This window comes from Paeniglutamicibacter cryotolerans (assembly GCF_014190875.1).
Lineage (GTDB): Bacteria > Actinomycetota > Actinomycetes > Actinomycetales > Micrococcaceae > Paeniglutamicibacter > Paeniglutamicibacter cryotolerans.
Window position 1 is genome coordinate 1,308,616 of record NZ_JACHVS010000001.1, and the last position, 12,846, is coordinate 1,321,461.

Here is a 12,846-nt window from a genome sequence, read left to right on the forward strand (position 1 = left end):
TGCCGCCGGAGTCTTGCAAAGGAGTACACATTCCATGAGCCGCGAACTCACCCACTATGTCGGTGGAAAACACGTGAAGGGCACCTCCGGGCGCTTCGGCGACGTCTACAATCCAAGCACCGGCGAGATCCAATCCACCGTTCCGCTGGCCGGAGCCACCGAGGTCGAAGCGGCCATCGCCACGGCCCAGGCGGCCCACCCGGATTGGGCCGCCACCAATCCCCAACGCCGGGCCCGAATCCTGCATAGGTTCGTGGACCTGGTCAACAAAAACATGGACGAGCTGGCCGCCCTGCTCACCAGCGAGCACGGCAAGACCTTCGCCGACTCCAAGGGGGACTTCGCCCGCGGGCTCGAAGTCGTCGAATACTGCGCCGGAGCCCCGCAACTGCTCAAGGGAGAATTCTCCGACGGCGTCGGTGCGGGCATCGACGTGCATTCCATGCGCCAATCCCTGGGCGTGGTCGCCGGCATCACCCCCTTCAACTTCCCGGCAATGATTCCGTTGTGGAAGGCCGGCCCGGCCCTAGCCGCCGGCAACACCTACATCCTCAAACCCTCCGAACGCGACCCCTCGGTCCCCTTGCGCCTGGCTGAACTCTTCACCGAAGCCGGGCTGCCCGACGGGGTGTTCAACGTGGTCAACGGGGACAAGGAAGCTGTGGACGCGCTCACCGCCGACCCGCGCATCCAGGCCATCGGTTTCGTCGGGTCCACCCCGATTGCCAAGTCGCTGTATGCGGCCGCGGCCGCCGAGGGCAAACGCGCCCAATGCTTCGGCGGAGCCAAGAACCACCTGGTCATCATGCCCGATGCCGACATGGACATGGTGGCCGATGCATTGATCGGTTCCGGTTACGGATCGGCCGGGGAACGCTGCATGGCCATCTCGGTGGCCATCCCGGTCGGGGAAGCCACCGCCGATGCGCTGGTAGCCAAGCTCAAGGAACGGATCGCAGGTCTGCGGGTCGGGGATGGCATGGACCCCGACTCGGATTTCGGGCCGGTGGTTGCCGCCAGCGCCAAGGCCCGCATCGAGGACTATATCCAGCTCGGAACCGACGAGGGTGCCGAGCTGGTGATCGATGGCCGCGGGTTGAGCATCCCGGGGCACGAAAACGGATTCTGGATCGGTCCCACGCTTTTTGACCACGTCACCGAGACCATGCGCATCTACCGGGAAGAGATCTTCGGGCCGGTCCTGTGCGTGGTGCGGGCCCAGGACTACGAGGAAGCCCTGCGGCTGCCCAGCGAACACCAATACGGCAATGGAGTCTCCATCTTCACCCGGGACGGGGATACCGCCCGGGACTTCAGCTCCCGGGTGCAGGTGGGCATGGTCGGGGTCAACATCCCGATCCCGGTTCCCGTCTCGTATTACTCCTTCGGAGGGTGGAAGGCCTCCGGCTTCGGGGACCTGAACCAGCACGGGGCCGACGCGTTCCGCTTTTACACCAAGACCAAGACGGTCACCACCCGCTGGCCCTCGGGCATCCGCGAAGGCGCCAGCTTCACCATGCCGGAAGGAAGCTAAATGACCAGAACCGAGGTCCTCTTCGAGGTCCGGGGCAGGCTCGGGCTGATCACGCTCAACCGCCCGGACGTGGTGAACGCGCTGACGGCCGGCATGGCCCGGGCGATGCTGGATACGCTGAGGGCCTGGGCCGCCGATGACTCCATCACCCAGGTGCTGGTCACCGGCGCGGGAAACCGGGGACTGTGCGCCGGCGGGGACATCGTGGCCATCTATTCCGACCTGGCGGACGGCGGGGGAGCAACAGCTGAATTCTGGGCCATGGAATACCGGCTCAACGCACTGATCAACAACTACCCCAAGCCCTACATCGCTTTCATGGACGGGCTGGTGCTCGGTGGCGGGGTCGGCATCTCCGCCCACGGCAGCCACCGCATCGTCACCGAACGCACCCGCACCGGCATGCCCGAAACAACCATCGGCTTCGTCCCCGACGTCGGCGGCACCCACCTGCTCTCCCGCTCCCCGGGACAAACGGGAATCCATGCGGCGCTGACCGGAGCCCATCTGGGAGGCGCCGAGGCCCTCTACCTGGGCCTGGCCGACTTCCACGTCCATTCGGACCGGCTCGGTGAGCTGGCCTGGCTGCTGGAAAGCGAACCCGTCGGCGGCATCATGGGACGCTTCGCCTCGCCGGCGCCCGAATCCTTCCTTTTCGCTCAACGGGCCTGGATCGATGAGGCCTATGCGCAGGAGGACCTCGAGCGGATCCTGGCCCGGCTCGCCGACTTCGGGGCACGCGGGATCGCGGCAGCCGCGGAGGCGGGGGAAACCATCGGCGGAAAATCACCCACGGCACTGAAGGTCACCCTCGAATCGCTTCGCCGGGCTCGGGGCCTCTCCTCACTGGAGGCGACCCTCGAGCAGGAATACCGGGTGGGCCTGCGCTTCCTGGATACCCCGGACTTCCGCGAGGGGATCCGGGCGCAGGTCATCGACAAGGACCGGCAACCCGTATGGAATCCCAGCACGCTGCATGCTGTCGGCCGGGACACCGTAGATGGCTACTTTGCGCCGTTGGGCGCCCGGGAACTGGACCTGAGCGACATCAGCACGGCAACACACGAATAACGAGGAGGGACGGGCCATGTCCGAAACAACAAACACCACCACCCGCATCGCATTTCTGGGCCTGGGCCACATGGGGGAGCCCATGGCGGAGAACCTGGTCAAAGCCGGATACGACGTGATCGGCTTCGACGTGGTCCCGACAGCCCTGGAAGCAGCCCGGGCCGCGGGGATCCCCTGTGCCGACAGCGCGCTCGAGGCGGTGGCCGGGGCCGACGTGGTGCTGACCATGTTCCCCAGTGGCCGGCACCTGCTCGAGGCTTACCGGGGAAGTACCGGGCTGCTCGCCGCTGCGGCATCGGACACGATGTTCCTTGATTGCTCTACCATCGACGTGGCCCAGGCCCGGGAAGCGGCCGAACTGGCGCTCTCCGCCGGGCACCGCAGCGCGGATGCGCCGGTATCCGGCGGGGTCGTCGGCGCCGAGGCCGGAACGTTGACCTTTATGATCGGTGCCGAGGAAAAGGACATGGACCAGCTCAACGAACTGCTCGGAGCCATGGGCAAGAGGCTGGTGCACTGCGGATCGCATGGTTCCGGCCAGGCGGCGAAGATCTGCAACAACATGCTGCTGGGCATCTCCATGATCGGCGCCGCCGAGGCCTTCGTGCTCGGAGAAAAGCTCGGGCTCACCCACCAGGCCCTCTACGACGTCATTTCCACGGCGTCGGGCCAATGCTGGTCGGTGACCACCAACTGCCCCGTCCCGGGCCCGGTGCCCGCCTCCCCGGCCAACCGAGACTACGTACCGGGATTCGCCGGGGCGCTCATGGCCAAGGACCTGGGCCTGGCCCTGAACGCCTTGCGGGACTCCGGGGTTGCCGCCGAGCTCGGCCCGCTCGCCGAGCGTATCTACCGGGACTTCGCGGCGGGAGAGGGAGCAGGCAGGGACTTTTCCGGGATCATCACCGAGATCCGCAACAGGTCGGCGGGCTGAACCGCGTCATCGCCGCCGCTCTTCACACCGCATGCGCCTAGGCTGATGGGCAGGAATCCGACGAAGACAGGTGCATGATGACGAGACTCGACACTGTGGTGATCGGCGGCGGGGCGATGGGATCGGCTGCCGCCTGGGCGCTGGCCAACCGGGGTCGGGAGGTCACACTGCTCGAGCAGTTCACCCCCGGGCACAAGCTCGGCGCATCCCACGGGAGCACCCGGAACCTGAACCTCGGATACAAGGACCCGACCTACGTCGGGATGCTCGTCGAAGCCCTGGAGCTGTGGAAACTGCTTGGTGAGCAGTCTGGCACCGCCCCGATCGTCCGCACCGGCACGGTCAACCACGGAAACCCGGACCAACAGGCCCAAACCATCGCGGCGCTCGCCGGCACCACAATCCGCACCGAGGAACTGACGGCGCAAGAAGCCGGTGAGCGCTGGCGCGGAATCAGGTTCCGGGGCCCGGTACTGCACCTGCCCGACGGCGGACAGCTGAACCCCGACGCTGCGCTGCCGGCCTTCCAATCGGTGGCGGCGGCCTCCGGGGCCCACGTCAGGCACCACGTCAAGGTCACCGGATTGCGGATCCTAGGTGACGCGGAGGCCGAACTCACGCTGGAGACCGCATCCGGAACCGAGGTGGTCAGGGCCCGGACGGTCGTCACCACTGCCGGTGCCTGGACCCGGGGGCTGCTGGATCCGGCGTTTGCGGGCCGCGCCGAGCTGCCCACGCTCACCGTCACCCAGGAACAGCCGCTGCACTTCGCGGTGGCGGATCCGGGAGCCGTCTGGCCGGGGTTCAACCATTCATTGCTGTCAGGATCACCCGGTTTCGAATACGCCTATTCGCCGGTCTATGGGATGTCTACCCCGGGAGAGGGAGTGAAGGCCGGCTGGCATGGGACGGGCGCGATTACCGACCCGGACCACCGGAGCTTTGCCGCGGAGCCGGCCCAGCAGCTCGCGCTGCGCGAGTATGCCAGGACCTGGCTGCCGGGTGTCGACCCCGACGCCTTCACCGAAATCAGCTGCACCTACACCAGCACGCAGGACGAGGCATTCATCCTGGATCGGATCGGCCCCGTGGTCATCGGAGCCGGATTCTCCGGGCAGGGCTTCAAGTTCACCCCGGTGATCGGGCGCATCCTGGCCGACCTGGTTGATGGTTCCGGGCCGGCTCCCGCCGCGTTTGCCGCGGGGCGCCGGATCGCCGATCCGTCCTTCGCGCTCGCCCGTTCGCGCATGCCCTTGAAACGGTAGCCGGGCCGGCCGGGGCCAGGGAAAAGGGCTGTTGTGCGCAGGCTCACCTGCAGTCCAGGCCCTTCCGGGCGACGATCGACCAAACGGTTGATGCCGGGGCCAGGGGGCGGAGCCGAGGATGGAAGGAGAGGGGGCGTCCGCCGCCCGCGCCTCGTTCATCCGACGGAAGAGTACCCGTGTTTCTTGCACTTCGCGACATCCGCTTCGCCAAGGGCCGCTTTGCCCTGATGGGCATCGTCGTCGCCCTGATTACCCTGCTGCTGGTCATGCTCTCCGGGCTGACCGCCGGACTGGGCAACCAATCGACCTCCGCCCTGAAGGACCTGGGCACCACCGATGCGGTGACCGGCACCATCACCCCGGTCGACCGGATCGCCTTCGGGGCGGCCAGCGGCAACGAGGCGAAGGCCTCCTTCACCGAAAGCCAGGTCACCGCCGTGCAGGCCGATGCCTGGCGCACCACCGCCGGAGTCACGTCGGTCGAACCGCTGGGCATCAGCCAGACCCGATTCCAGGGCGGCGCCGCGGGATCCGGAACCAGCACCGGCACCACCAACGTTGCGGTCTTCGGTGTTCCCGAGGGCAGCGGCCTGGCTCCCGTCGCGGTGCACCCCGGTGAGGCGGTCATCGGCGTCTCGGTTGCCGATGACCTGTCGCTGAAGGTCGGCGACACAGTCAATGCGGGCGGCCGTGACCTGGTTTTGCGGGCCATCGTCTCGGACCAGTGGTATTCACACACCTCGGTGGTCTACACCTCGCTGAAGGACTGGAAGGAGCTCGCCCACCTGAGCGATCCCACCCAGATCGGAACAGTCTTGGCCATCACCGGCACCCCTGCTGACGTCGACGCCGCCGACGCTGCTGCCGGCACGGTGAGTAGCACCCGCACCGGGTCTTTTGCGGCGTTGGGTTCCTACAAGAGCGAGAACGGCTCGCTGATGATGATGCAGGGGTTCCTGTATGGGATTTCCGCACTGGTCATCGTCGCCTTCCTGACGGTATGGACGGTCCAGCGCACCCGCGACATCGCGGTGCTCAAGGCCATGGGCGCCTCCGACAAGTACGTGGTGCGCGATGCCATCACCCAGGCGGCGATCGTGCTGCTGGCCGGCGCGGGCATCGGCGGCACCATCGGCTTGGCCGGTGGGCTGCTCGCCGAGAAGTTCGCGCCGTTCATGGTCACCCCGGCCACCACCCTCGTGCCGATCGCCGGGATTCTGATTCTGGGCCTGGCCGGGGCCGTGCTTGCGGTCTCCCGGGTGACGAAGGTCGACGCGCTGATTGCACTCGGCGGCAACTGACCCGCCGCTTCGCCCCGGCATCCTCCCCTCCACACCCCCCATCGTCCTTTCGATCAGGAAGCGCCACACCATGAACAATTCAGCCAATACCCTGATGCCCGACCGCACCATGCCGCTGCAGCTGGTGGGCCTGACCCTTGAGTACCCCGACGGCGACGGCGTCATCAGGGCACTGGACAACGTGAACCTCGGTGTCGAGGCCGGGCAGATCCTGTCCCTGATCGGGACCTCCGGCTCCGGCAAGTCCAGCTTGCTGGCGGCCGCCGCGACGCTGGTCCGCCCCACCCGAGGGCTGGTCGTCATCGACGGGACTACCGCCAACGACCTGAACAACAAGCAGCTCGCGGCGCTGCGCCGTGAAAAGGTCGGCATCATCTTCCAGCAGCCCAACCTGCTGGCGTCGCTGACCGCGATCGAGCAGCTGGTGATCGGCGAGCATCTGCGCGGCAAGCCGGTGAAGGCGGCCCGCGTCCGCGCGGCCGACCTGCTTGAGGTGGTCGGGCTGGGCGATGGGGCGAACAAGCGCCCGCACCAGCTCTCCGGCGGCCAGCGCCAGCGCGTGAACATAGCCAGGGCCCTGATGGGCAGCCCCAAGGTGCTGCTGGTCGACGAGCCTACGGCGGCCCTTGACCACGAACGTTCCGAGTCCATCGTGAGGCTGTTGTGCGAGGTGACCCGCGAGTTCTCCGTGGCAACGGTGATGGTCACCCACGACACCGAGTTCGTGCCGCTGACCGACGCCGTCGCCGTGATGCGCGACGGGGTGCTGACCGCCCCGGTGCCCGCCACCGCCTGACCGGGTGCCCAGCCGGGATCAGCCGGAGAAGTCACCGGCGTCGGCCCTGAACTTCGCCAGGATCCGGATCAGCGTGCTCACGTCCCTGTCGCTGAATCCCGAGGCGCTGAACACCCCTTCGTTCAGCGCCACGGTGGCCTCATGGGCCAGCGAACGGCCCGGGGCAGTGAGCCCGATCAGCGTGGTGCGGCCGTCCGTCGGGTGCGCCGAGCGGTGTACCAGGCCCGCGTTCTCCAGCCGGTCCACCGCGTTGGTTACCGAGGTCGGGTGCACCTGCAACAGGGCGCTGGCCCGGTTCATGGGCAGTTCGCCGCGCTTGGAGAAGCTCAGCAGCGTCAGCAGCTCGTACCGGGCAAACGTCAGCCCGAACGGCTTGAGCACGGTTTCGGCGCGGTGAAGCAGGATCTGCTGGGTGCGCATCACGGCCGTGATGGCCGCCATGGGTGCCGCGACGTCTTCCCAGCCGTGGCGTTCCCAATTGCGTTGTGCCTCGGCAATCGGATCGCGCTGTAGCGGTTGGCTCACTTCTTCCTCCGAACGCCCGGCTCCCTTTTCTCCCGGGATGCCGGCCCAGTTAGTAGGAAGTCCTAGTGGTTCTCTCTGGTGCCCAATCTACGTTGGGTTCAACGGCTTGGAAAGGGGCGGACGGGAGCGTGGGGATCGCCGCTGCCGCCTGAGCGGATTCCGAAGAGTCGGCGAGATGGGCTATAGGTTATGGGAGGTAAACGGCGCAGGCGCCGGAACCGGAGAGACTGCCCCAGGGCCCAGACGAGTTTGGAAATACAGATGCAAGAGAAGTATCCCGACGCCACGTTGCGCTCGGGCACGGCCCAGAAGAAGGCCTGCAACAGGGCCAAACTGAAGATGGCCGGAGCCATGGTGGCGGCCATCCTCGTGGGAAGCACACTGGTGTCCTGCGGAACTCAGACGGTCGCGGCCACCAACGGCACCACCGAGGCATCCGCCACCGGTGCCCCGGCAACCGGTGCCCCAAAGGCACCTGCAACCCAGGTCCCCGTCACGAAGGCACCTGCAACCCAGGTCCCCGTCACGAAGGCACCTGCAACCCAGGCCCCCGTCACGAAGGCACCTGCAACCCAGGCCCCCGCCAGCAAGACGCCGGGTGCCACGCCGGCAGCCGCCGGGACGGCGCTGGCCATGCTCGCCGGGCTGGAGGTCAAGGGCCGCGCCCCGAAGACCGGGTACACCCGCCAAGCCTTTGGCCCTGCCTGGAAGGATGTCGACCACAACGGCTGCGATACACGCAACGACGTGCTTGCCTCCCAGCTGAGCCACATCACCTACACCGGCTCCGTGCCGTGCCAGATCAAGTCCGGCACGCTGATGGACCCGTTCTCAGGGAAGGCCATTGGGTTCCTGCGTGGGCAGGCCACCAGCGGACTGGTCCAGATCGACCATGTCGTGCCGCTCTCGGATGCCTGGCAGAAGGGTGCCCAGAAGCTGACCGCTGAACGCCGCGAGGCGGTTGCCAACGACCCGATGAATTTGGTTGCCACGGATGGCCGGCTCAATGCGCAGAAGGGCGATTCGGATGCCGCGTCCTGGCTGCCGCCGCTCAAGTCGGCGCGTTGCGACTACGTGGCCCGGCAGATCGCCGTCAAGGTCCGGTACGACCTTTGGGTGACCACCGGCGAACATGCTGCGATGTCCACGATCCTGGCCACCTGCCCGAAGCAGCCGGCTGTGACATCGGCGCTGAAGACCAAAAAGGCAACCTCTGCAGTGGGCGTCACGACGCCGGAGATCGTTCCGGCTCCCGCTACGAAGCGCGCCGTCCCGGCACCGCCGAAGACCACGGCGCCAGCCGGAGCCGTGTACTACCAGAACTGCACGGCTGTGCGGGCCGCCGGAGCGGATCCGATCCGCACCGGTGATCCCGGTTATTCGCGCAAACTTGACCGCGACGGCGACGGGGTCGGCTGCGAGTAGGCGGTTCCCTGTGCCCCGGTCAGCGCCACCAGGTGTCGGCCGGGGCCACCGGGGTGGTGCGCTTGTGCCTGCTGCGCAGGTACATCGACTCGAGTCTCGCCGCCGCCTCGTCGGGGACGTGGCGCCCCTCGAGGTAGTTGTCGATGTGCTCGTAGCTGATGCCGAGCTCGTCCTCGTCGGTGCGTAGCGGTGCGCCGTCGAGCAGGTCGGCCGTGGGGACCTTCGCCCAGATCGGCTCGGGCGCCCCGAGGTATTGCAGCAGCGCGCGATTCTGCCGCTTGTTCAGCCCGTACAGCGGGAGCACGTCGGCCCCGCCGTCACCGAACTTGGTGAAGAAACCAACCACCGATTCGGCCCCGTGGTCGGTCCCGATGACCAGCATGTTGTTGTCGCCAGCCAGCGCGTACTGGGCGATCATGCGCATCCGGGCCTTCACGTTGCCCTTGTTGAAGTCGGTCACGGCGACGCCGGCGGCCTGCGCGTAGGCGGCCTCCAGCCCGTCCACTGCGTCGCGGATGTTCAGCATCCGCTCGACGTCGGCGCCGATGAACTCCATCGCGGCCTGCGCATCGTCCTCGTCCTGCTGCGTCCCGTAGGGGAGCCGGACGGCGATGAAACTGACCGGATGGCCCTCGGCAACCAGCTCCTCAGAGGCCATCTGGGCCAGGCGGCCCGCGAGTGATGAATCAAGGCCCCCGGAGATCCCCAACACGAATCCCTGGGTGCCGGTGGCGCGCAGGTAGTCCTTGAGGAACCCCACGCGGGCGAGGACCTCCGCTGCCGGATCGATCTCGGGCTTGACGCCCATTTCCTTGACGATGATTTGCTGGAGTTCTCGCATGGGATCAGCCTAACCGGTGCCGCATTAACACCGTATTACGGGGGCGGCGCCGGAGATCAGGGGGCCGCGTCGTCCCGCCAGCCCAGGTTCTCCGCCATCCTGCGCAGCGAGCCGATGGTCGCCGCATAGTCGGCCTCGGAGACCCCTGCGCTGGATTCCTCGCGCATCGTGTCAACGATCTCGCTGAGCTTATCCAGGCTCGTGGCGCCGCGTTCGGTCAGCGAGAAGGTATGCCCCTCCTCGTTGACCCAGCCGGATTCGACCAGTTCGGCCAGGTGCTCGGATGGGCTGGATGGCTCATCGGTGGCCGGGGGATCCCCGAAGAACGGAGCCAGTGCCGCCGTGAGCTCACCGCCGGTGGCCGGTCCGCGCGCGAGCACATTGAGCAACTGCCACTGCTTGCGGGTCACACCGTGCTCTTCGAGAGATTCGGTGAACTGCTCGGTGATGAGCGAGTCCACCAGTTTGAGCCAATATCCCAAGGGGCGTTTTTCGTTCATGGCCCCAGCCTAGACCCGGACCAGCGCGCCTGTCTGTAGCTTGCCCAGCGCCCCATCGTTCCCAGTGGAGGGGATGTTGGGCCCGGAAGCGCGCGAATCGTGCGTGGTGCTGGCCCACCCCGGGGCGTGGCCAAACTAGAATTATGCGCATGACCAAGAATTCTGCCGCTCGCGCCCGCCTGCTCGAACTCATCAAGGAGCTTGCCGTCGTCCACGGCAAGGTCATCCTCTCTTCCGGCAAGGAGGCCGACTACTACATCGACCTGCGCCGCATCACCCTGCACCACGAGGCCGCACCCCTGGTCGGAGCTGTCATGCTCGAGCTACTCGACGAGGCCGGCATCGAATTCACCAACGCCGGCGGCCTGACCATGGGTGCCGACCCGGTAGGCACGGCACTGATGCACGCCGCTGGCACAGCCGGGCGTGCGATCGACGCGTTCGTGGTGCGCAAGGCACAGAAGTCCTACGGCATGGGCCGCCAGGTCGAGGGCCCCGAGGTGAAGGGCCGTAACGTGGTGGTCCTCGAGGACACCTCCACCACCGGCGGTTCGGCACTGACCGCCGTCGAGGGAGTGCGCGCCGCCGGCGGCAACGTCGTAGCGGTTGCGGTGATCGTTGACCGTGACACCGGCTCGAAGGAACGCATCGAAGCCGAGGCCGGGGTTCCGTACCTCTTCGCCTTCGGCAAGGACGAGCTGGGCCTGTAGGAGGAAACTCCACCAAGGCATCGGACGACGCGCCCGTCGTTGAAGCGGTGCGCCGAGGGGACCGCGGGGCGGTGCTCGGACGCATCGAGTCCGACCGCCCCGCGGTCCTTGCCGCGAAGCGCCCGATCCGATGTTGTACCGGGAAACCGCGGCGGCACCGCACGGCGGCCGCTCGCCCGAGGGCCACTGGACCGGGGCGAACAGCGGGCACTATGAAGCGGTCGTCTACGCGCGCGGCCTGCCTTGGAGCCCTGCGAGCTGCGGAACTGATCGCGATTTCCTGGGGCGTGCTGAAGAACGACCACCCCGGGATCTTTCCCGCCGAACTGCCGCAGGTCGCCGACGGCTGGGGGGGTGCCCCTATCTTTTTCGCAAGGCCTTTTTCGGAAATTTCCCGAAGAATCCTTGCTTCAAGGTCCGGGCATGACAAGGTCCCCCGGCTCGAATGGTTTCGAGCCGGAGTGAACGCCTGTGCGGGGGCGGGTGTTTAGGCGGCAGTGGCCTCCGGGACCTGATAGAGGACCCCGTCACGCAGCATCGCGAACAGCACGTTGCAGCGCCGCCGGGCCAACGCGATCAGCGCCTGGTTGTGCTTCTTACCCTCGGAACGTTTCCTGTCGTAGTAGATCCGCGAGCTCGGGTCCTTGCATTTGAGCGACGCGAACGCGGAAAGGAACAGCGCCCGTTTCAGGATCTTGTTGCCCTTGCGCGAGGCATGGTCACCACGGATCGAGGTTCCGGAGCGCCAGGTCACCGGTGCCAGCCCGGCATAGGAGGCCAGATGCCCGGGACTGGCGAAATCCTTGCCCACCACCTCGGTGAGGATCCTCGCCTGGGTACGGATCCCGACCCCGGGCATCGAATCCAGCAACAGGTGCAGCGGGTGGGCCACCACCAGTTCCTCGATGCGCACCAGCACCGCTGCCCGGGCGGCCCGGGTGTGGATGAGCATGCGGGCCAGCTCGGGCAGGACGATGCCGGCCGCTTCGGTGCCCGAGACGACGACGGTCTGGGCGGCCAGGGCAGCGGTGATGTCCTTGGCCCAGCGGTTCCAGGCCCGCGGTGCGTGCTTGCGCATCAAGGCGCCGATGCGGACTTCACCGGCCCGGCGCAGCGCCGCGGGGGTCGGGTATTTGACCAGGAGTTCGGCCATGGCCGCATGCTCCAGGTGTGCGCCGATGACCCGTTCCAGGGCCGGGTGGATCTGGGTGAGCAGGCCGCGGATCCGGTTCGAGGTCGCCGTTGCCTGTTTGGCCAGGTCGTCATCGAAACCGCAGAGCATGGACAGCTCGGCGACCTGCTCCTCGGGGATGGCGATGGGCCGCAGGGTCTGGGGCAGGGTGCGGGCGGCGGTGGCGATGATGTAGGCGTCCCGGGCGTCGGTCTTGGCCTCGCCCGGGTGCAGGTCCGCGGCGCGGCGCATGGCCAGCCCGGGCAGGTAGGCCACGGCGATGCCCTGGGCCTGGGCGACGGCGACCGGCAGCGCGCCGATGGTGGCCGGCTGGTCCACCACGAAGAGTAGTTTCCCGTGTTTGGCCAGGGACCGGATCAGGGTCTTGAGTTTGGCTTCGTCCTGGGGCAGGGCCTTGTCCAGGAGTTTCTTTCCGGCCCGGTTCAGGGCCACGGCGTGGTGGTTGGACTTGCCGACATCGACGCCGATGAACACGTCGATGGTTTCGTGCTCTGTGATCACTGCGCACCTCATTCGTGGGGCCACCCTTGGTGGCATCGGATGAAACGGTGCTGGCGTTGTCTTGGCGGCTCCACGGCTCGGCATCCACGTTACGACCGACCTTGGACGGGTTATTGGCTTGTCCTGGTCTGGCCCCTATGAGCGATATCCCTGGTGCCTCTCGGCCCCGGTGACAGCACCCCCCGGATCATGGATAACAGGGGGAGGAGATCATGCCGGGGTCCGACAGGCCAGCAACCCCTATCCTTCCT

12 protein-coding genes are annotated in these 12,846 nt (G+C 67.1%); 8 read left to right on the forward strand and 4 right to left on the reverse strand.

The features are described 5' to 3' along the window. Nucleotides 1–34 precede the first annotated feature (34 nt). The 6 genes from E9229_RS06240 (at nt 35) to E9229_RS06265 (ending at nt 6,901) form a co-directional block, all read left to right on the forward strand. Nucleotides 35–1,534, forward strand: a complete 1,500-nt coding sequence (locus E9229_RS06240) for a CoA-acylating methylmalonate-semialdehyde dehydrogenase (RefSeq protein WP_183510403.1) — start codon at nt 35–37, stop codon at nt 1,532–1,534. Further along, entirely contained in the window at nt 1,535–2,605 is a 1,071-nt protein-coding gene (locus E9229_RS06245) for an enoyl-CoA hydratase/isomerase family protein (protein ID WP_183510404.1), read from the forward strand. Between the two features lie 16 nt (nt 2,606–2,621). Next, complete coding sequence (gene mmsB / locus E9229_RS06250) at nt 2,622–3,539, forward strand: 3-hydroxyisobutyrate dehydrogenase (RefSeq protein ID WP_183510405.1); 918 nt, start codon at nt 2,622–2,624, stop codon at nt 3,537–3,539. A gap of 74 nt (nt 3,540–3,613) precedes the next feature. Continuing rightward, nucleotides 3,614–4,804 carry an FAD-dependent oxidoreductase gene (locus E9229_RS06255; RefSeq protein WP_183510406.1) on the forward strand — a complete coding sequence of 397 codons (1,191 nt, stop codon included), beginning with the start codon at nt 3,614–3,616 and terminating at the stop codon, nt 4,802–4,804. A gap of 176 nt (nt 4,805–4,980) precedes the next feature. Then, nucleotides 4,981–6,105: an ABC transporter permease gene (locus E9229_RS06260; RefSeq protein ID WP_183510408.1), complete on the forward strand. Its 1,125-nt coding sequence runs from the start codon at nt 4,981–4,983 to the stop codon at nt 6,103–6,105. 70 nt (nt 6,106–6,175) lie between these two features. Beyond that, on the forward strand, nt 6,176–6,901 hold the full coding sequence (locus tag E9229_RS06265) for an ABC transporter ATP-binding protein (protein WP_246380382.1): 726 nt from the start codon (nt 6,176–6,178) through the stop codon (nt 6,899–6,901). Nucleotides 6,902–6,919: 18 nt separating this feature from the next. Here the strand turns inward: E9229_RS06265 and E9229_RS06270 are convergent, their stop codons facing one another. Beyond that, the gene (locus E9229_RS06270; RefSeq protein ID WP_183510409.1) at nt 6,920–7,426 is read right to left on the reverse strand and encodes a MarR family winged helix-turn-helix transcriptional regulator; all 507 of its coding nucleotides are present in this window, start codon (nt 7,424–7,426) and stop codon (nt 6,920–6,922) included. Between the two features lie 261 nt (nt 7,427–7,687). Between E9229_RS06270 and E9229_RS06275 the strand changes: the two genes are divergently transcribed. Beyond that, nucleotides 7,688–8,851 carry a GmrSD restriction endonuclease domain-containing protein gene (locus tag E9229_RS06275; RefSeq protein ID WP_183510410.1) on the forward strand — a complete coding sequence of 388 codons (1,164 nt, stop codon included), beginning with the start codon at nt 7,688–7,690 and terminating at the stop codon, nt 8,849–8,851. Nucleotides 8,852–8,870: 19 nt separating this feature from the next. Here the strand turns inward: E9229_RS06275 and nadE are convergent, their stop codons facing one another. Together nadE and E9229_RS06285 are read right to left on the reverse strand one after the other, a co-directional pair. Continuing rightward, entirely contained in the window at nt 8,871–9,692 is an 822-nt protein-coding gene (nadE, locus tag E9229_RS06280; RefSeq protein ID WP_183510411.1) for an ammonia-dependent NAD(+) synthetase, read from the reverse strand. Nucleotides 9,693–9,748: 56 nt separating this feature from the next. Continuing rightward, on the reverse strand, nt 9,749–10,192 hold the full coding sequence (locus E9229_RS06285) for a MarR family winged helix-turn-helix transcriptional regulator (protein ID WP_183510412.1): 444 nt from the start codon (nt 10,190–10,192) through the stop codon (nt 9,749–9,751). Nucleotides 10,193–10,341: 149 nt separating this feature from the next. On the opposite strand from E9229_RS06285, the gene pyrE reads away from it, so the two are divergent. Further along, the gene (pyrE, locus tag E9229_RS06290; protein WP_183510413.1) at nt 10,342–10,902 is read left to right on the forward strand and encodes an orotate phosphoribosyltransferase; all 561 of its coding nucleotides are present in this window, start codon (nt 10,342–10,344) and stop codon (nt 10,900–10,902) included. 487 nt (nt 10,903–11,389) lie between these two features. Here pyrE and E9229_RS06295 read toward each other — a convergent pair whose 3' ends face one another. Next, nucleotides 11,390–12,595, reverse strand: a complete 1,206-nt coding sequence (locus E9229_RS06295) for an IS110 family RNA-guided transposase (RefSeq protein ID WP_312855616.1) — start codon at nt 12,593–12,595, stop codon at nt 11,390–11,392. Nucleotides 12,596–12,846 lie beyond the last annotated feature (251 nt).